The organism is Apilactobacillus bombintestini, from assembly GCF_003627035.1.
In the GTDB taxonomy this organism is placed as follows: domain Bacteria; phylum Bacillota; class Bacilli; order Lactobacillales; family Lactobacillaceae; genus Apilactobacillus; species Apilactobacillus bombintestini.
Map to the genome: position 1 here is coordinate 1,001,334 of NZ_CP032626.1, position 19,508 is coordinate 1,020,841.

General features: G+C 32.7%; 19 protein-coding genes. 2 read left to right on the forward strand and 17 right to left on the reverse strand.

The features are described 5' to 3' along the window. Position 1 precedes the first annotated feature (1 nt). The 6 genes from D7I45_RS04995 to D7I45_RS05020 all read right to left on the reverse strand — a co-directional run bounded on the left by D7I45_RS04995 (position 2) and on the right by D7I45_RS05020 (position 7,119). Positions 2-271 carry a PspC domain-containing protein gene (locus D7I45_RS04995; protein ID WP_120784634.1) on the reverse strand — a complete coding sequence of 90 codons (270 nt, stop codon included), beginning with the start codon at positions 269-271 and terminating at the stop codon, positions 2-4. 21 nt (positions 272-292) lie between these two features. Further along, positions 293-1,438 (reverse strand): PDZ domain-containing protein, encoded by a 1,146-nt coding sequence (locus D7I45_RS05000; RefSeq protein WP_162924101.1) that lies wholly within the window; start codon positions 1,436-1,438, stop codon positions 293-295. Between the two features lie 14 nt (positions 1,439-1,452). Continuing rightward, a protein-coding gene (gene prfB / locus D7I45_RS05005; protein ID WP_120784636.1) for a peptide chain release factor 2 occupies positions 1,453-2,569 on the reverse strand; the annotation gives its coding sequence in 2 pieces (ribosomal slippage) (positions 1,453-2,496 and positions 2,498-2,569; 1,116 coding nt in all). Between the two features lie 58 nt (positions 2,570-2,627). Further along, positions 2,628-4,991 carry a preprotein translocase subunit SecA gene (gene secA, locus D7I45_RS05010; RefSeq protein WP_120784637.1) on the reverse strand — a complete coding sequence of 788 codons (2,364 nt, stop codon included), beginning with the start codon at positions 4,989-4,991 and terminating at the stop codon, positions 2,628-2,630. Between the two features lie 113 nt (positions 4,992-5,104). Then, a complete protein-coding gene (locus D7I45_RS05015; protein ID WP_120784638.1) occupies positions 5,105-5,794 on the reverse strand; it encodes a ComF family protein in 690 nt (229 codons plus the stop codon). Continuing rightward, entirely contained in the window at positions 5,791-7,119 is a 1,329-nt protein-coding gene (locus D7I45_RS05020) for an ATP-dependent helicase ComFA (RefSeq protein ID WP_120784639.1), read from the reverse strand. The genes D7I45_RS05015 and D7I45_RS05020 overlap by 4 nt, the downstream gene beginning before the upstream one ends. 63 nt (positions 7,120-7,182) lie before the next feature. Between D7I45_RS05020 and D7I45_RS05025 the strand changes: the two genes are divergently transcribed. Next, the gene (locus tag D7I45_RS05025) at positions 7,183-7,830 is read left to right on the forward strand and encodes a YigZ family protein (RefSeq protein ID WP_120784640.1); all 648 of its coding nucleotides are present in this window, start codon (positions 7,183-7,185) and stop codon (positions 7,828-7,830) included. A gap of 32 nt (positions 7,831-7,862) precedes the next feature. On the opposite strand, the gene D7I45_RS05030 is transcribed toward D7I45_RS05025, so the two are convergent. The 4 genes from D7I45_RS05030 to D7I45_RS05045 form a co-directional block, all read right to left on the reverse strand. Beyond that, complete coding sequence (locus D7I45_RS05030) at positions 7,863-8,960, reverse strand: glycosyltransferase family 4 protein (protein WP_120784641.1); 1,098 nt, start codon at positions 8,958-8,960, stop codon at positions 7,863-7,865. 160 nt (positions 8,961-9,120) lie between these two features. After that, positions 9,121-10,734, reverse strand: a complete 1,614-nt coding sequence (gene groL, locus D7I45_RS05035) for a chaperonin GroEL (RefSeq protein WP_120784642.1) — start codon at positions 10,732-10,734, stop codon at positions 9,121-9,123. Positions 10,735-10,766: 32 nt separating this feature from the next. Next, positions 10,767-11,051, reverse strand: coding sequence for a co-chaperone GroES (groES, locus tag D7I45_RS05040; RefSeq protein ID WP_120784643.1), 285 nt, complete (start codon positions 11,049-11,051; stop codon positions 10,767-10,769). A 175-nt stretch (positions 11,052-11,226) separates the two neighbouring features. After that, positions 11,227-11,856: a redox-sensing transcriptional repressor Rex gene (locus tag D7I45_RS05045; protein ID WP_277949247.1), complete on the reverse strand. Its 630-nt coding sequence runs from the start codon at positions 11,854-11,856 to the stop codon at positions 11,227-11,229. Positions 11,857-12,030: 174 nt separating this feature from the next. On the opposite strand from D7I45_RS05045, the gene D7I45_RS05050 reads away from it, so the two are divergent. Next, a complete protein-coding gene (locus D7I45_RS05050; protein WP_120784644.1) occupies positions 12,031-13,986 on the forward strand; it encodes an ABC-F family ATP-binding cassette domain-containing protein in 1,956 nt (651 codons plus the stop codon). A gap of 40 nt (positions 13,987-14,026) precedes the next feature. Here D7I45_RS05050 and tsaD read toward each other — a convergent pair whose 3' ends face one another. From tsaD to holB, 7 genes are all read right to left on the reverse strand, one after another. After that, positions 14,027-15,031 carry a tRNA (adenosine(37)-N6)-threonylcarbamoyltransferase complex transferase subunit TsaD gene (gene tsaD, locus D7I45_RS05055; protein WP_120784892.1) on the reverse strand — a complete coding sequence of 335 codons (1,005 nt, stop codon included), beginning with the start codon at positions 15,029-15,031 and terminating at the stop codon, positions 14,027-14,029. A 36-nt stretch (positions 15,032-15,067) separates the two neighbouring features. Beyond that, entirely contained in the window at positions 15,068-15,667 is a 600-nt protein-coding gene (gene rimI / locus D7I45_RS05060) for a ribosomal protein S18-alanine N-acetyltransferase (RefSeq protein WP_120784645.1), read from the reverse strand. Beyond that, positions 15,648-16,376 (reverse strand): tRNA (adenosine(37)-N6)-threonylcarbamoyltransferase complex dimerization subunit type 1 TsaB, encoded by a 729-nt coding sequence (tsaB, locus tag D7I45_RS05065; RefSeq protein WP_120784646.1) that lies wholly within the window; start codon positions 16,374-16,376, stop codon positions 15,648-15,650. Before tsaB ends, rimI begins: the two co-directional genes overlap by 20 nt. A gap of 98 nt (positions 16,377-16,474) precedes the next feature. Continuing rightward, positions 16,475-17,233 (reverse strand): acyl-[acyl-carrier-protein] thioesterase, encoded by a 759-nt coding sequence (locus tag D7I45_RS05070; RefSeq protein ID WP_120784647.1) that lies wholly within the window; start codon positions 17,231-17,233, stop codon positions 16,475-16,477. Between the two features lie 16 nt (positions 17,234-17,249). Beyond that, a complete protein-coding gene (gene rsmI / locus D7I45_RS05075; protein WP_120784648.1) occupies positions 17,250-18,128 on the reverse strand; it encodes a 16S rRNA (cytidine(1402)-2'-O)-methyltransferase in 879 nt (292 codons plus the stop codon). A 16-nt stretch (positions 18,129-18,144) separates the two neighbouring features. After that, positions 18,145-18,477 carry a DNA replication initiation control protein YabA gene (locus tag D7I45_RS05080; protein WP_120784649.1) on the reverse strand — a complete coding sequence of 111 codons (333 nt, stop codon included), beginning with the start codon at positions 18,475-18,477 and terminating at the stop codon, positions 18,145-18,147. A 20-nt stretch (positions 18,478-18,497) separates the two neighbouring features. Beyond that, entirely contained in the window at positions 18,498-19,505 is a 1,008-nt protein-coding gene (gene holB, locus D7I45_RS05085) for a DNA polymerase III subunit delta' (RefSeq protein ID WP_120784650.1), read from the reverse strand. Between the last annotated feature and the right edge of the window lie 3 nt (positions 19,506-19,508).

A 19,508-nucleotide genomic window follows, 5' to 3' on the forward strand; every position in this document is an offset into this window, starting at 1 on the left:
CTTATTTATGTTCAAATTCATCTACATTTTTCAAATTTTTTCTAGTTGAAGTTGTATCTGAATTATAAAAATCATGATTTATTGGTGCTGATTGAATAAATAATAAGCAAATAGCATAAAGTAATATTCCACCTATTATATGTCCAAAAACAATACATAAAATTACAAAAGCAATTCTTAAAATTTGTGAATTGATATTGAAATGTTCAGCAATTCCACCAATTAATCCGGTTAAAATACGATCATCACGTGAACGATAAATCTTTTTCATTAACTTCACCTCATCTATTAGTTATTCTACTTCGAAAACTTCTACACCCATTTCTGTAGGAGCATCGCTGTAAATAGCTGTTTCTACAATTTTAATTCTTCCATTACGGTTAATGACTTTTAATCTGCAGAAAGTAGGAGAATCTAATAATGCTTTATAAAATTCATCCTCACTATGAACGGCTTCATTATTAACTTCTACAATTAAGTCACCAATTTTAATACCCATTTTATCAGCAGGTGTTTGTGGACGAATAGCAATAACTCTAAGACCATTAACTGCTTGGTCAAACCAATTATCACTATTATGATCTTGCATCTTAACACGTAATACTACAGCTAAATATAAAATGGTTAGAACTAAGATAGCATAAATACTGATTTCAGGGAACCAATAACTAACTGCTGTTAATGCAATTCCCAATACAGCAACCCATAAAATCTTATTACCTAATTTATGGAATAAGTCATTAGGCATGGTCTTAAATACTGTCATTCTAATTCCAAATAGCACTGGCAAAATCATTAAAGTAAATGAATGAGTTCCTACAGAGAACACTGGCCAAAAGTTTATTACTTCGTGAATTTGATTACTAGGAATTAACACTAAAAGAGGAATTATAGAAAATCCTTTATTTAAATATCCAGCTACTTTAGTTCCTCTTTGATTAGTAAAAATTCTAGGAGAGTTATGTTTTCCAAAGTAGTGTTTTATATAAAATCCTAACAATAATACTATAACTGTTAATAAAGCTAAAACATTTTGATAGCTAGGAATGACTTGTTGAGAATCACTTAAATCAAATTGTGATAACCATCCCATTTGGTCTACCAAAAAAGTAAGCCCAGTTGCAACTGCAAAATCCAATACAGCCATAAATTGTCCTGGAATAATTAATAGATTAATGAATATTAAAATTTCATAAATAACAATCCATGGAATTGCTAAATAAATACCCATTAAAGAAGTTAAAATACTTCCAATAATTCCAAATACTACCAAACTAGTCCAAAAATGTTTCATTTCAAAATTATTAGAATAGATAGAAGTATTATAATTTTTTCTTTCTTGTTTAATACGTTTACGGTAGTTCAAATAAGTTCTTATTACTCCCCACCATAAAACTGGTTGAATAAATATTACTAAAATTGTCCACAAATCTTTCATATACATGCTCCTAATTAATCTGGGTTATTCTTGCTTAGTTTCCATTGAAGATAAGCGTTAATAAATGGATTCAAATCTCCATCCATAACATCTTGAACTTTGGCTGTTTCGTAATTAGTACGATGATCTTTAACCATGGAGTATGGATGGAAAACGTAAGATCTAATTTGTGATCCCCATCCAATTTCCTTTTGTTCACCTTCTAATTGAGCCTTTTGTTGTTCTTTCTTTTCTTCTTCTAATTCATACAATTTAGATTTTAACATATTCATCGCAGTTTCACGGTTTTGCAATTGTGAACGTTGAGCTTGACTGGATACTACAATACCAGTAGGTTCATGGGTAATTCTAACCGCTGAAGAGGTCTTGTTAACATGTTGTCCACCAGCACCACTAGCTCTAAATACATCTACTCTTAAATCAGCTGGATTAATATCTACTTCAACAGAATCATCTAATTCTGGCATAACATCAACTGACGCAAATGAAGTATGACGACGTCCTGCAGAATCAAATGGAGAAATTCTAACTAATCTGTGAACACCCTTTTCAGATTTTAGATATCCATAGGCATTTTCACCACTTATCAAAACAGTAGCAGTATCAATTCCGGCAACTTCACCTACTTGATAGTTTAAAGTTTCAATTTTAAATCCATTTTGTTCAGCCCAACGAGTATACATTCTAAATAGCATCATGCCCCAATCGTGGGATTCAGTACCACCTGCACCGGGGTGAATTTCTAAGATTGCATTATTAGCATCATATTTACCGTTTAATAACATCCCTAAACGATATTTTGCCAAGTGTTTCTTAGTTTCAGAAAGATTTTGTTCAAATTCTTCCATCATAGATTCATCGTTGTCTTCTTCTAATAATTCTAAATTAACTTCCAAGTCATCTACTTCGTTATTTAATTCATTAAAATTATCGTATTTCTTCTTTAAACGATTATTATCATCTATGAATTTTTGTGCCTTTTCGGGATCATCCCAAAAACCAGGTTGTGCCATTTTCGCTTCATTAATCTCTATATTTTCTTGTAGCGAATCTAAGTCAAAGAGACCCCCTAAAGCCATTTATAGCTTTTTGAATTTGACTTATTTCGTTCTTAGCATCTGATAATTCCATAAATCTATCTCCTTACTAAAAAAACGAAGTTGAACTACTGTCCATCTTCGCTTTTTTATTATCTTTCGATGTTTTGTCTGATTTCAGCTTTCATGAACAATCTTGTAGTATCGTAATCAATATCTGAAATCATTTCTTCAAACATTTGATAACCTTCACGTTGGTATTCAACTAATGGATTTAATTGACCATAACCTCTTAAACCAATGGATTGTCTTAATTGATCCATTTCATCAATATGGTCAGTCCAGTGAGAATCCACAACACGTAAAATAACTACTTTTTCGAATTCCAACATTTGTTCTGGGTCATATAGTTCACTCTTCTTATCATCGTAAACTTTTTCAGCTAGTTCCATTAAGAACTTCTTAATTCTGTCGGCTGATTTATCTTTTAAATCATCCAAACTAATCTTATCAGGACTAACTAGTGCACTAATTGCAAAGTCTAAAATAGTGCTTAAATCCCAGTCTTTACTATCACCTTGTGTATGCAAGTTAACAATACGGTTAATAGTACGCTTAATCATTGGCTTCAATACCCAATCTAGGGTCTTATCTTCATCAATGACTTTGTATCTTTCACCATAGATAACATCACGTTGTTGTCTCATAACATCATCATATTGAAGAACTTGTTTTCTAGAATCGTAGTTGTTACCTTCAACACGTTTTTGAGCTGATTCAACTTGTTTAGTAATTAAACGACTCTTAATTACAGCTGAGTCGCCATCTACCTTCATTCTTTCTAGGAAGTTCTTAATCTTTTCAGAACCGAAACGACGCATTAAGTCATCTTCAAGTGATAGGTAGAATTGTGAAAGACCTGGATCACCTTGACGACCTGAACGTCCACGAAGTTGGTTATCAATACGTCTGGATTCGTGTCTTTCAGTACCAATAACAGCTAATCCACCTACTTCAACTACGCCCGGTCCAAGTTTGATGTCAGTACCACGACCGGCCATGTTAGTAGCAATAGTAACTGCTCCCTTTTGTCCGGCGTTAGCAATAATTTGAGCTTCTTTAGCATGGTTCTTAGCATTCAATACTTCATGCTTAATACCTTCTTCATCAAGACGATGAGAAATGTATTCAGAAGTTTCAACAGCAACAGTACCAATTAAAATTGGTTGTCCCTTACTGTGTAATTCCTTAATCTTTTCTACTACCGCATCGAACTTAGATTTTAGAGTTGGGTATAGCAAATCAGGTTCATCCACTCTGGCTACCGGTTTATTAGTAGGAATGGAAATAACATCCATGTTATAAATTTCTCTAAATTCATCAGCTTCAGTCTTGGCAGTACCAGTCATACCAGCTAACTTACTGTACATTCTAAATAAGTTTTGGTAAGTAATATTAGCCATAGTCTTACTTTCTTCTTGAATAGGTACACCTTCCTTAGCTTCGATAGCTTGGTGCAATCCATCAGAGAAACGACGTCCTTCCATAATACGACCAGTAAATGAATCAACGATAAGAACTTCGTTGTTAGAAACCACATAATCCTTATCTTTAATCATAATAAAGTTAGCTCTAAGTGCTTCATCCAAGTGGTGAGTTAGAGCTGTGTTATCAGTATCATATAAGTTCTTTAAATTGAAATACTTTTCAGCTTTTCTAATTCCTTGATCATTTAATGATACTGTCTTAGATTCCAAATCAATCTTGAAATCTTCTTTTTCTTTCAATGTCTTAGCAAATTGGTCAGCTTGCATGTATAGTTCAGAAGAACCTTTAGCTTGTCCAGAAATGATTAATGGAGTTCTAGCTTCATCAATTAAGATAGAATCCACTTCATCGACAATAGCAAAGTTCAATGGTCTTTGAACCATGTCTTCTTTGTAAACTACCATGTTGTCACGTAAGTAATCAAAACCGATTTCACTATTAGTAGAGTAAGTGATATCAGCATTGTATGCTTCACGTTTTTGTTCTGAACCCAATTCAGTTAAGTTAACACCTACAGTTAAGCCTAACCAATTGTATAATTCACCCATTTGAGTAGCATCACGTTGAGATAAGTATTCGTTAACAGTAATAACGTGTACTCCCTTACCTGCTAGGGCGTTTAAATATACAGGCATAGTAGCGGTTAAGGTTTTACCTTCACCAGTTTTCATTTCAGAAATATTACCTTCATGTAGAACAATACCACCCATAATTTGTACATGGAATGGAGTTAATCCTAATACACGAGTAGCACCTTCTCTAGCTACCGCAAACGCTTCTGGTAATAAATCATCAAGTGTTTCACCATCTTGATAACGTTGTTTAAATTCGGGTGTTTTAGCTTTAAGTTCGTCATCACTTAGTTGTCTATATTCGTCAGCATAAGCTTCTACTTTATCAGCTAACTTGCTAAGTCTTTTGACTTCGTGCTTATCACTTTCAACCCATTTTTTTAGAATGTTAGCCATTAATAATTTTCCTTCCGAGAATCGTTCTTTTTTATAATCTAATTAGTTTAAAATATACTATTTCATTTTAACATTTATTTTATGTTTTTAAAAATACATTAACTAAAACTTTATCAGGCATGACAAAGCGTTAAACCTTCTACTGACTGAGCCCCATTATCCAATAAAATTTTAGCTGCTTTTCTAATAGTGGTGCCAGTAGTATAAATATCATCTACAATTATAATGTTTTTATTTTTTATTTCATCTCTCATACTCGATTTAATGATAAATATCTGATCAGATTTAATTCTTTGCCAACGATTTTTATGTGATTGTTGTGTCTTTTGATTTAAATTAACAGCTAAAACATCCCAATACTTTATATTTTCTATTAAACCGGTCACCTGGTTAAAGCCCCTATCTTGCATTGTTTTTGAACTTACGGGAATAGGTACCACTAATTTATCCGTTTTACTAAGTTCTCTTTCAAAATCTTTTTGAAAAATTCTTCTCAAGCGATAATCACCAGTAAATTTATATCTATTGATAAATTCTTTCATCTCATCATTATATTTATATAGTGCCTTATTTTTAAAATTACTTTGATGATACTTCTGCCATTTTTCACAATCTAAGCAAATTTTCTTATCATTTAACTGCCTACCACAATTTAAACATGCCTTTTCCGTATTGATTCTCTGAAATTTTTCATCACAATTTCTACATAATGTTTTACTTTCCAGCGAGGTCCCAAGCAGTAAAAATTTTAGGGTAATATCATAGTCAATTTCTTGTTCACACCATAAGCACTGCTTATTCATTTCAGTTTTTTCGCCAATCTATTCATATATTTTATTTGTTTAATTGCCTTCTTTATATTATTAGTATGAACACTACTGTAAAAACTAACATCCCCATACGGACGATCTTTTTTTCGCCCCACTCTACCAGCTATCTGTACTAGTGAAGAAGCTGAAAAAACGTCATCATCTGCTCCTAAAATCAAAACATCAATTCCCGGAAAAGTAACTCCTCGTTCTAATATGGTGGTGGTAATTAAAAACAAAAGTTCTTCATTTCTCATTTGGCTTACTTTTTCCATTCTTTTTTCATCACTAGAATGCACTGTTCTCCATAATGAATTATCAAATGTTTTAGATAAAATTTCAGAGACTGGCTTTAAATCAGCAACACGAGGAACAAATAATAAAAAGCGCTGTTGCTTATTTATTTTATCTTTAATGTTTCTAATTAATGACGCTGGTAATTTATTTTTAGTTAGCTGACCTCGCCATTCTTTTACATGTCGATTCTTAATTTGAGGCAACAAGTGTCGATGAAAGCGTATAGGCAAGTAACTTACTCCTATCTTTTTTCTTTTAATTTGTTTCATTAACTCTTCTGAAGGAGTTGCCGTTAAATACAAAGTCGCGCCCTGTTCTTTAACAGCATTATTGGCTGCAAAATATAATGCTGCATTATCCACAAAAGGAAATGAATCGACCTCATCAATAATTAATACGTCAAAAGCTTTATAAAATCGTAATAACTGATGTGTGGTGCATATTGTTAATTGACAATATTGGTATTTAACCTCACTTCTGCCGTGTAATAAAATCATGGAAGTATTTGCAAATGCTTCTTTAATTCTTGGATAGAGTTCGACGCATACATCTACACGTGGAGATGCTATACATATTCTTTTTTGTTGTTTTAATGCATCCTCGATTCCGAAAAATAACATCTCCGTCTTCCCCGCTCCAGTAACTGCCCATAGCAAATGTTTTTCACTAGAATTAAAAACTTTAATAATGTCTTTGGAACAGGCATCTTGTTCCTTAGTTAATTTTCCGTGCCAAGTCAGTACTGGATTTTTTATGTTAAAATCATTAGGTTCCTTCACATAACACAAAGGACTGTTTAGCGTAATTCTGCCTAAATTTATACATATTGGACAGTAATAATTATCATTAGGCATTTTAGCGTCTATATATTTAGTTATTTGTCCACATCGTTTACAATAGATATGGTTGTGTTCAATTTTAATGGGAGTGTATTTTTGAACCGTTGATCTTTGAACCAGTGAATCACTCACTAGTTTTTCATCGATATGTCTTCCATACAATTCAGAAATATTTTCTATCATAAAAACACCACCACTAATAAATACGTAAAAAATAAGCTAAAATACATAAGGAAGGTGAAAAAATTGAAATCTGATTATTTAACTATTAAAAATAGTGGAACCAATGAGATTGATATAAAAAAATCACAATTCATTTGTTATATTGCTCGCGTAAGTAACGAAGAAGAAGCTGTAAACTTTGTCAACAAAGTTAAAGAAGAACATAAAAAAGCTACTCATAATTGCCATGCATACGTAATTGGAGCTAATGATGACATCCAACGAGCTAGTGATAATGGTGAACCTTCTGGTACCGCGGGAGTTCCTATTTTAGAAGCCATCAAAAGTATTGGAATTCATAATACTGCCGCAGTAGTAACTAGATATTTTGGTGGAATTAAATTAGGTGCTGGTGGTTTAATTCGTGCATACAGTAATGCCACTACTAAAGCCATTGAACATGTAGGTGTGGTAAAAGAAATTCTACAAACTGAAATTACCATTACTGTAGACTACAAATTATTTGATCAATTAAACTATCATTTAAATGAAAACCACATCAATATTATCGATACACAATATACCGATAAAGTAGCTGTAATTGTTTCTATCGATAATCCAAAAGTAGAAGATTTTAAAGCTTCTATCATTGAGTTATTAAACGATCGTGTCGCCTTTCAAGATGGTGAAGAAAAATATTTTGAAATCGATTTTAATCCATACCAAAACTAAAAAAAGATTGACCTTGTTAGGTCAATCTTTTTTTAATGATTACTTTTACTTGTATTTTCTTTTACTACTTTTTTAATTGCATTCAATAATGGCTGACGCCCTTTTCCTGCAAGTCCAATAGATTCAACAAAAAGTTCAAGTCCAATTAATGTCGCAATCGTTAATAGGATTGAACCCCAAATAGTAGAAATTGGATATAGTAATGAAATAAATGAGAATATTAATGCAATTCCATAAATCACCAATACGGTTTGTCTATGTGTTAAACCAATTTGCATTAGGCGGTGATGTAAATGTCTTTTATCCGCATGCATGATAGGTTCTTTATTAAGCATACGACGTAAAATAGCATAAATAGTATCAGTTATAGGAACTCCCAAAATAATAACTGGGATAATAACTGTAATGAATGTCGCATTTTTCAATCCACTTAAAGAGAACATAGAAATCATAAAACCAATAAATAATGAACCTGTGTCTCCTAAATAAATTCTTGCAGGAAAGAAATTATATGGTAAAAAGCCCATACATGCAGCCACTAAAGCAAAAATCATAATGGATACATATATATTCCCCACATTTAAGAAGAACATTCCAGTAATTCCCATAGTCGTTAATGCAATAATGGAAACTCCTGTAGCTAAACCATCTAATCCATCAATTAAGTTAACTGCGTTAGTAATTGCTAAAATCCATATCCATGTAACTGGTAAGCTTAGCCAACCTAAATTAACCATTCCTATAAAAGGTATTGATAAGTTACTCATTTGAACATTACCTAAAAAGTAAACAGCTAATGATGCTAAACTAATGCCAAATACTTTTTGACGAGGTTTAAGTACTAAAATATCATCAGTTATACCTGTTATTATAATAATTACTTGTCCTATAAACATCCCATATAGTTGTTGAGTAGGCATTTGTTTTCGTAGTAAAAACATTGTAGCAACTGTATAAGCTGCAAAAATCGCCAATCCTCCTAAAGTAGGCATAGGAACTTTATTCATCCTTCGCTTATTTGGACTATCAATTGCTCCACATCTAAAAGCTAATTTTCTAATAAATGGCGTTAGAACAGCAGATATAATCATAGTTGCAAATAGGCAAACGATAATTTCGAATTTTAGCATGATCGTTTTCCTTTCATTGAGTTCTCTGTAATAAATTATACAAATCTAAAGCATTAAAAACAAGACAAATCCCTAATAAGCCATTTATATAAACTATGTAAATAATAAAACCCTTAAAGTTAATTTAACTTCAAGGGTTTTATTATTATCTAATTTTTTATTACATCATTGGGTTCATGCCTGGGTTAGCTGGTTTGTCATTATTTTCTGGCTTATCAGCAACCACAGCTTCAGTAGTTAATAACAATGCTGAAACTGAAGCAGCATTTTGTAATGCTGATCTAGATACCTTAGTTGGGTCAACAACTCCGGCCTTAATCATATCTTCATACTTACCAGTAGCTGCATTGTAACCAATGCCTTTATCCTTACCCTTCAAATGTTCAACAACAACGGAGCCATCTACCCCAGCATTGTGAGCAATTTGTCTTACAGGAGCTTCTAGTGCTCTTAATACGATATTAACACCGGTCTTTTCGTCACCTTCAGCAGAAATTCCAGCAATATCATTTAAGATGTTAATGAATGCAGTTCCACCACCTGGAACGAATCCTTCTTCAACAGCGGCTCTAGTTGAGTTTAAAGCATCTTCAATTCTGTACTTACGTTCTTTTAATTCAGTTTCAGTAGCAGCACCAACACGAATTACGGCAACTCCACCAGCTAATTTAGCTAATCTTTCTCTTAACTTTTCTTTATCAAAGTCTGATGTAGTAGTTGCTAAACGGTTCTTAATTTCAGCAACACGTTGTGCTAACTTGTCTTTATCACCAGCACCTTGGACAATTGTAGTGTCATCCTTAGTAACGTTAATCTTGTTAGCTTGACCTAATTGATCAATAGTTACATCCTTTAAGTTCAAACCTAATTCGTCAGTGATTACTGTAGCACCAGTTAATACGGCGATATCTTGTAATTGAGCCTTACGACGGTCACCAAAACCAGGAGCTTTAACAGCAACTACGTTAAAGGTACCACGCATCTTGTTCAATACTAATGTTGGAAGTGCTTCACCACCAATATCATCAGCAATGATTAATAGTGATCTACCTTGTTCAACAACAGATTGTAATAATGGTAAGATTTCTTGAATATTGTTAATCTTCTTATCAGTAACTAAGATGTATGGATTATCCAAGTTAGCTTCCATCTTATCACTGTCAGTTACCATGTATTGTGACATGTAACCACGATCAAATTGCATACCTTCTACAACATCCATAGTAGTATTTACACCACGTGAATCTTCAACAGTAATTACACCGTCATTACCAACTTTTTCCATCGCATCAGCAATTAGTTCACCGACTTCTGGGTTAGCAGCTGAAATAGAAGCAATTTGTGCAATATCATTCTTGTTCTTAATTTCATGTGACATGTTGTGTAGCTTTTCTACAGCAACTTCAGTAGCCTTTTCAATACCTCTACGAACACCAACTGGGTTAGCACCGGCAGTAACGTTCTTCATACCTTCATTTACAATTGCTTGAGTTAAAACAGTTGCAGTAGTAGTACCGTCACCAGCAATGTCATCAGTCTTAGAAGCAACTTCTGAAACTAACTTAGCACCCATGTTTTCAAAATGATTTGGTAATTCAATTGACTTAGCAATTGTAACACCATCATTAGTAATATTAGGATTACCAGCTGATTCTTCTAGAACTACGTTACGACCCTTAGGACCTAAAGTAGTTTTAACAGTGTTAGCTAGCTTATCCACACCTCTTAACATTGAACGTCTTGCATCTTCAGCAAACTTTACTTCTTTTGCCATAATTATTCACCTCATTTAATAATTAAAAATTTTTATTCAACAATAGCTAAAATATCTTTTTCATGTAAAACTAAGTAATCAGCACCATCATATTCCACTTTAGTACCAGAATACTTATCAAACATTACTGAATCTCCTTGTTTTACAGATGGAGCAACCTTTTGTCCGTTGTCTAAAACGCGGCCAGCACCAACAGCCACAACTTTTCCAGTTTGAGGCTTTTCTTTTGCATTATTGGCTAAAACAATTCCTCCAACAGTTTCTTCTTTATCTTCTTGTGTTTCCACAATTACTCGATCACCTAATGGTTTTAACATTTTAACCAGCCTCCATGACTTAATCATTTAATTTTTATTATGTTTAAATTAGCACTCTTTCTAGTTGAGTGCTAACTGACTATTTATAATATATTATTATTTGGAAAATAATGCAATTAATTTAGCTCGTTAAATAAAAAAAGATGATAAGTAAATCGCTTATCATCTATTATTGTTAGCCTTCATAATGTTCAATGAAGTATATTAAGGTTTGTAATTCATTAGTTAAGTCTACGTTTTGCACTCTGACATTTTGAGGAACGGATAATCGTTTGGAAGTAAAGTTCATAATTCCTTTAGCGCCACCCTTTACTGCCTTATCACAAAGTTCTTGTACTACTGTAGCAGGAACAGTAAAAATAACGACTTGAATTTGTTGTTCTTTCAATTGTTGTTGCAAATCATGCACATCGTATACTGGTACACCACTTTGCACTGTATTAATCATATCATCGTGAATATCAAATGCTGCTGAAATGCGAACATTACTATCTTTGTGAAAATTAAAACGAAGTAAGGCTTGTCCTAGATTTCCTAAACCGACCAAAGCAACATTGGTTAAATGATCTTGATTAAGTATCTTTTTAAAGAAATCTAATAGGTTATCAACATCATAACCATAACCACGTTTTCCTAAGGCTCCAAAGTATGACAAGTCTCTTCTAATAGTTGCAGAATCAACTTGCACCGCATCTGCAAATGTACTGGATGAAATTCTCTTAACCTTAGCATCATGCATACCACTAAGGTAACGATAGTACATAGGTAATCGCTTAGCAGTTGCTCTAGGAATTTTAATATCCAAAACTTTTCCTCCCTCTGTTCTTTATGTAACGTCTTCATATTTTATCACAAAAATAAAGTTTGTGAAATAAGTATTATGAACATTAAATATATTTATCAATTTAAACCTAGTCCCCTTTTATGCTAAAATAGTTACTATCACTTATATTTCAGCAATTCTAATGGAGGTGAGATTTTGATTATTTTACAAGCTAACAAATTAACTAAACGATTTGGTGGCGAAGATCTTTTCACAAGCGTCGATTTACAAGTATCTGAAAATAGTAAAATTGCCCTAGTTGGACGCAATGGAGCTGGTAAATCCACCCTAGTGAAAATGATTATGGGCGAAGAAAGCATCGATGAAGGTAGTGTTTCTACTAAAAAAGGTTTAACTATCGGCTACCTAGCACAAAATACCGGACTTAAATCCAATAAAACCATAATTGAAGAAATGGAGTCTGTATTTGAAAAAGTTATCAAGTTAGAAGCAAAAATCCATCACTATGAAGAACTGATGGCGGATGTTAACATCAATTCTAATCCTGATAAGTTAAATGAAGTTTCTAAAACTTATGATCAATTACAAGCTCAATTTACTGCTATGAATGGTTTTGGATATCAAGCAGAAATAAAGGCCGTATTAAATGGTTTTGGATTTGGCGAAGATACTTATGATCACAAAATTTCAGAACTATCTGGTGGTCAACAAACCCAATTAGCTATGGCTAAACTTTTACTAGAAAAACGTGATTTATTAATCTTAGACGAACCTACTAACCATATTGATGTTAAAACTATTAGTTGGTTAGAAGATTATCTAAAAAGTTATCATGGCGCCTTGCTAATTGTTTCTCACGATCGTTTCTTTATGGATAAGATTGTGGATGAAGTATACGATTTAAGCCAAGGACAAATGACACATTATTTAGGTAATTATTCTGAATACGTTGAAAAGAAGCGTTTGAATTATCAACATCAACTAAAGGAATATGAAAAGCAACAAAAACAAATAAAAGAAATGCAAGATTTCGTGGATAAAAACATTGTCAGAGCTTCCACCACAAAGCGTGCTCAAGCTAGACGCAAACAGTTGGAGAAAATGCAACGAATTAATCCACCTTCTCGAGACGATAAATCCGCAAGACTTTCTTTTTCACCTGAACGTCAAAGTGGAAATGTTGTATTAAATGTCCGTGATGCTGCTATTGGTTACAATCAAACTGCTTTATCAAAAAATATTAATATAGACGTAAATCGTAATCATGCTGTTGCCTTAATTGGTCCTAATGGTATTGGTAAAACTACCCTTTTAAAAACTATTGTGAAAAAATTACCATTAATTAAAGGTGAAATTAATTTAGGTACGGGTGTACAAATTGGATACTATGATCAACATCAAAATAATTTACATCCCTCTAAATCAGTTCTAAATGAAATTTGGGACGACTATCCTACTTATCCGGAACAAAAAATTCGTTCTATTCTAGGGAGTTTCCTATTTTCTGGAAACGACGTAGAAAAAACAGTAGGCAATTTATCTGGTGGTGAAAAAGCACGTTTAGTATTAACTAAATTATCTATGAATCACGATAACTTTTTAATATTAGATGAACCTACCAACCACCTTGATATCGATAGTAGAGAGGTTTTAGAAAATGCCTTAACCAATTTTGATGGCACTATTTTATTTGTTTCTCACGATCGTTACTTTATTAATAAATTGGCTACTGAAATTGTGGAATTATCACCTAACGGAAGTGAACTTTACTTAGGAAATTACAATTACTATGTAGAGAAAAAAGACGAACAACAAGCTATTGCTCAACACAAACAAGAACAATTAGCCGAATCACAAGGCACTTCTAATTCTTCCGTTACTCCTAAGTCAGATAATCAAAAACAATTTATTGCTAATAAAGAAGAACAAAAACGTGAAAGAAAAATAAAACGTGAAATTGATAGTTTAGAAAAAGATTTAGAAAATTATCAAACCCAAAAACAAGATATAGAAAATGACATGGTAAAACCAGAGAATCTTAATGATATCGATAAATTAAATGACCTACAAAATCAATTAGATGACGTAGAAAAACAAATAAACGATACCGAAGATCAATGGGAAGATGCCATGTTAAAACTGGAAGATTAAAAAAAGCGTAAGTTGAATCAATCAACTTACGCTTTTTATTTTATTCATCTAATAAATCGAAATCTAAGCTAGGGTCAGCATTTAAATCTACTCCAGCAAAGACATTCTTTTTAGCTAATACGTAACCAGCAGCACCTATCATAGCTGCGTTGTCACCACAAAGTTTCAATGGAACTTTAACTAGTTCAGTACCATCTACATCATCAATAGCTTTACCTAAAGCTTCACGAAGTCCGTGGTTAGCAGCAACTCCTCCAGCTAAAATTAATTGTTTAACTGGATACTCTTGTAGAGCTTTCTTAGTTTTATCTACTAAAACATCTACTACCGCACTTTGGAAACTAGCAGCTAAATCATCTTTGTTTAATTCTTCATGAATTTGATCAGCATGATGAGTAGTGTTTAAAAAGGCACTCTTTAAACCACTAAAACTAAAGTCGAAATTATCTTCTTTTTCCATGGCACGTGGAAAATCAAATGTATCTTTACCTTGTGCAGCCATTTGGTCTACTTTTGGACCTGCTGGATAATTAATTCCTAACACACGTCCTACTTTATCATAAGCTTCACCGGCAGCATCGTCTCTAGTTTCACCAATAATCTTAAATTCCCCTTCTTCAGGCATTAAGACTAATTCGGTATGTCCACCAGATACAACCAATGCCAATGCTGGATATTCGATTTTAGTTACATAACGACTGGCAAGAATATGTCCTGCTATATGGTTTACCGGAATTAATGGAATATTATGTGCCCAAGCAACAGTTTTAGCTGCTGTAACACCAATTAATAATGCTCCTACCAATCCAGGACCATAAGTTACCGCAATTGCATCGATATCATCATAAGTTACATTTGCTTCTCTCATAGCATCATCGATACAGATAGTAACTTCTTCAATATGGTGACGACTTGCTACTTCTGGCACAACTCCACCAAATCTTTGATGACTTTTAATTTGTGTGGCAACAATATTTGATAATATTTTCTTACCATCTTCAATAATGGCAACACTAGTTTCATCACAACTAGATTCAAATGACATAACTATATGTGGTTGCACAAAAAGACCTCATTTCTTCTAAATTCCAAAATTGTTGGGAATGGTTTCATATAAATCTAAATCCAATACCATATCGACAGCATCTTCATGATCACCATCGTAATAATTTTTCTTTATTCCCACTTCTTTAAATCCTAAATCTGAATATAATCGTTGGGCTTTTACATTGCTAACTCTTACTTCTAAAGAAACTGTCTTATATCGTAATTGACGAGCCTTTTTTATAATCTTGGCAACTAAGAAATATCCTAGTCCACGATCTTGAAAATCAGGATGCACTGCCACATTAGATATATGACAGTCACTCAATCTATCATTTAAAGAACTACCAATGAAAGCTACTAATTTATCTTGTTGTCTTAATAATAAATAAAAACGATCTAAACGAGGCTGTAATTCAGGTATAAATGCCTCACGATTCCAAGGTGCTTTACCATCGTAAACTGATTTTTCTACTTCCACCATTTCTGGTATATCAGTCACCATAGCTTTAGCTAAATAAAATTTATCGCCATTAATATTGACGATATGATTTTTGATATTTAAATGTTCTTTTTTTAATAAATTTTTAGTATTTATAAATTTACTCTGGTACCAATTAATTAACTTTTTCAACATATGAAGTATCTTCTTCCCCGGGATGTTTTGCTTTCCAGTCTGCTTCAGCTTTGGTTAAACGTAGATAATTAGGTACCACCGTGTGAATATTTTTCACTGGTGTTAAAGTTTCTCCATACAATCCCAAACGTGCAGCTTGAGGTAAATTGTCAAAACTATCCACAAATGATAAATGTTCACCAAACTTTTTCTTTAAAGCATCTGTAAAATTACGAGCGTCACTACCAACTGCATAGACATGTTCATTGGAATATGAAATCTTGTCCATCCATTTATCAAAATCGGAGTGACAATCGTTTAATACAGCAACTGGTAGGCCGTCTTTTATTTTATATAATCCTGTAAAAACATTATTATTTCTAGCATCAAAGATAGGCATAACTAAGCTACCTTCTTCTTTAACGTTTAGTGCTAATGTTTGTAAGCTAGATACACAAACTAAATCAATTCCCAATGTGTAGGCTAATGTTTTTGCAGTAGCCGTGGCAATACGAATTCCAGTATATGAACCTGGACCGTTAGCAACCACAACTCTTTGTAAATCAGTTGGTTTTAAATCTGTTTTCTTAACTAAATCATCAATAATGGGCAATAAATATTCCGCATGTTTTTGATGAACAGTAGTTGTTTCAGTTGCTAAAATTTGATCATCATCTAAAATAGCAACCGTTAATTGCCGATTAGATGTATCTAATGCCAATACTTTCATCTGTTTTTGAATCTCCCTAGTAATAAAATAATAATTTCTAAACATTATTATAACAAAAAAATAGATGTCTCCATAATAAAAATGAAAACATCTATTTTTTAATCGTTTGCACGCCACATAATATTAGAAATAGCTGAATGACTGTCTCCACTCATAATTTGGTGTCTAGTTAAGATACGACCATCATCTAGCTTATCCATATTGTAATAACTCTTTACATTAACATCTGTACCATATTTAACTTCATTTTCATATCTTAAATCAAAATGACATGGTGTATGGTTAGTCAAAAATTCAGAAGGTAAAACATTTACCATCCAATCCATATAATGTGCGTTATTTACATGCTTATTAGAATCAATATCAGTGTAACGAACTTGGTATTCCTTAGAATCTGCATTATCAAAGTCAACTTTCTTAGGTTTACCCATTCTAGGTACTTGGTTTACTTTTTCTGCACCAAATGGTTCCACTGTTTCCTTTGGAATAGAAGCAATCTTTCTAGCTTCATAATTCATAGCAGCCCATAAACCAGTCATATGAACTAACTCGTTACCTTTTTCATCTTCAATAGTAAATTCACGGTAAGCAAAGTACTTATTATATGATTTAGATTTAGTGTATATAGTTATATTTTCATCAACCAATGGCATACGATTAATATCAACATTGTATTGAATAACTACCCAAGTAACACCAAATTGTCTTACAAAATCAGCACCTACTCCTAATTCATCACTATGATCTTCGGAAGTTAAGATAATAACGTCCAGCATCATAGCCAAAGTCATTCGCTTGGTGAAGTCCGCTTCATAATAAGTTACACGGTGCTTTTCACTAAAAACGCTTGGTTGCATGTTTCTTCCCTCACTTCTAAATTTCGTGGTAGATATTATAAATTTCTTGTTTCTTTACATTATGCAACTTAGCTACTTCCTTAATTGCAGCATTAGTTTTCATACCTTTTTTTATAAATACTTCCACTTGGTCTTTTATAGATAAGCCTGATAATTCATCATTCTTATCACTTTCTTCATCTGCGTGAGAATTTCCTTGAACAATTACTACGAATTCACCTCTAACTTGGTTACTGTTAGCCCATTCTAGTAATTCTGCAAGAGTTCCTCTATCAAATTCTTCAAATTTTTTAGTTAATTCTCTACATAATACAGCTAAACGATTTTCTCCAAATACACTCTTCATGTTCTTTAGAGTTTTAGCTAAACGATGTGGGGCTTCATAAAAAATCAAAGTTTCGCTATGAAGATTTAATTTCTTTAATTCATCCAGTTGTTCACTTTTCTTACGATTTAAGAATCCATAAAAATAAAATGGTTGTGGTAACAATCCAGAAGCAATTAATGCTGTTATACCAGCATTAGCACCTGGTAGAGGAACCACATTAATATTATTTTTAACACAAGCACTTACTAGTTCTTGTCCTGGATCACTAATCGAAGGCATCCCTGCATCACTAACTTGTGCAACATTCATGCCATTATTTAGATCTTCAATTAGTTCGTCGATTCGATATTCTTTATTATCTTCTCTAAAACTAATCTTTTTGGTATCAATTTCAAAACGATTTAATAATTGTTGAGTATGACCTGGATTTTCAGCGGCAATTAAATCGACTTCTTTTAAAGTACGAATTGCACGATAGGTCATATCTTCTAAGTTTCCAATAGGTGTAGGAACTAAGTATAAAATTCCTTTATCATTATTGGAGATAAAACTATGTTGTTCTTGCAAATGGCATCCCCCAGTATTAGCGATTCAAAATCTCATTACAAAAAATACAACTTTCGTTATCTTCACGGTGTGAACCATAAAATTGGTTACATACGTGAAATCCTTCATTGTACAAGTTTTCTAGATTCTTTCTAGACTTAGATAATCGAGGCTCATGATTGTCGCTAGCCTCGTCATCATTTTTTCTTTCCGCTATAAAATCATGAAGATGCTGATTTTCAATTCGCAATTCGGCATTTTCTTCCATTACATCGGCTAGTCCTTCACGAAGTTCAGTGAACTTAGTTAACATAATTTGAGTTTGTGCTTCCATGTTTTTCATTCCGTCATATAATTCACGTTTATCCAATCAAATTCACCTCTGTATTACTATTCTAAAATCTTTAATATTCTTAAAGTAGTAGCTTCCAAAATATTTTGAAAACTAACATTTACTGCCATCTTACTGTTGCAATTAAGAATAGTTTCAATTATCTGAACTAATTGAGATTCACTTAATTGACTAGCCAATAATTTGATGTTGGCAGCTTGCTTAGGAAAACAAAAATCATCATTTCCTATATATTTAGCATTTAATACATCTTCAAAAATAGATAATAACATATTTATCAATGATTGTTTTTTATTATTATCTGTCATAAGTGGCATTAAGTTGGATTGTATGATTACAAATGCATCGCCATCTCGCTTGGTTAAATAATCAAACCAGTGGCCTACTACGCTCGTAGAGTTTTTTATCCAGTCTTCTTCTTGCCATTCTTTAACGGTAGAAATGCGATTAGTTAATTTTCCTAATAATTTAAATTGACTTGGTGCCACACCTACTTTTTCTAGTTCTTTATTGAAGGTGTCCTCAGAAAGTGATTCTAAGTCCACAACCTGAGTTCTAGAAATAATTGTAGGTAAGATAAGGTTTCTATTAGTAGTTAATAAAAAGGATACTATATTAGCACCAGGTTCTTCTATAAATTTTAGCAAACTGTTAGCAGCACCTGTGGTCATTTTTTCAGCATCTTGGATTATAAAGAATTTTTTATTTCCTTCTAAACCACTTTTAGAAAATTCAGATTTCAAATAACGAATCTGATCAACTTTAATGCTTAAACCCTCAGGCTTAATTATTACCACATCCGGATGTTGTTGCGTAGCAATACGTCTACACTCATCACATTTTCCACAAGGCATCGAGTCATCAGTAACATTTTTACAAAACATTCGCATAGTAATGAATAATGCTAATGATAACTTTCCTACCCCTTCTTCTCCATTAAACAAGTATGAATGAGATAATTCATGATTTTCAATTACATGAATAAACTTATTCATCAAATCTTTTTGTTTTAATTCAGTTTCTTGAATAACTTGATTTTCGGTCATTAG

Coding starts and splice junctions, on each gene's coding strand:
- D7I45_RS05030 (WP_120784641.1), bottom strand. CDS start 8,960: ATGCTAAAATTCGAAATTATCGTTTGCCTATTTGCAACTATGATTATA.
- tsaB (WP_120784646.1), bottom strand. CDS start 16,376: ATGAAAGTATTGGCATTAGATACATCTAATCGGCAATTAACGGTTGCT.
- secA (WP_120784637.1), bottom strand. CDS start 4,991: ATGGCTAACATTCTAAAAAAATGGGTTGAAAGTGATAAGCACGAAGTC.
- tsaD (WP_120784892.1), bottom strand. CDS start 15,031: ATGTCATTTGAATCTAGTTGTGATGAAACTAGTGTTGCCATTATTGAA.
- groL (WP_120784642.1), bottom strand. CDS start 10,734: ATGGCAAAAGAAGTAAAGTTTGCTGAAGATGCAAGACGTTCAATGTTA.
- D7I45_RS05020 (WP_120784639.1), bottom strand. CDS start 7,119: ATGATAGAAAATATTTCTGAATTGTATGGAAGACATATCGATGAAAAA.
- rimI (WP_120784645.1), bottom strand. CDS start 15,667: ATGTTGAAAAAGTTAATTAATTGGTACCAGAGTAAATTTATAAATACT.
- D7I45_RS05070 (WP_120784647.1), bottom strand. CDS start 17,233: ATGCAACCAAGCGTTTTTAGTGAAAAGCACCGTGTAACTTATTATGAA.
- D7I45_RS04995 (WP_120784634.1), bottom strand. CDS start 271: ATGAAAAAGATTTATCGTTCACGTGATGATCGTATTTTAACCGGATTA.
- D7I45_RS05000 (WP_162924101.1), bottom strand. CDS start 1,438: ATGAAAGATTTGTGGACAATTTTAGTAATATTTATTCAACCAGTTTTA.
- holB (WP_120784650.1), bottom strand. CDS start 19,505: ATGACCGAAAATCAAGTTATTCAAGAAACTGAATTAAAACAAAAAGAT.
- D7I45_RS05015 (WP_120784638.1), bottom strand. CDS start 5,794: ATGAATAAGCAGTGCTTATGGTGTGAACAAGAAATTGACTATGATATT.
- groES (WP_120784643.1), bottom strand. CDS start 11,051: ATGTTAAAACCATTAGGTGATCGAGTAATTGTGGAAACACAAGAAGAT.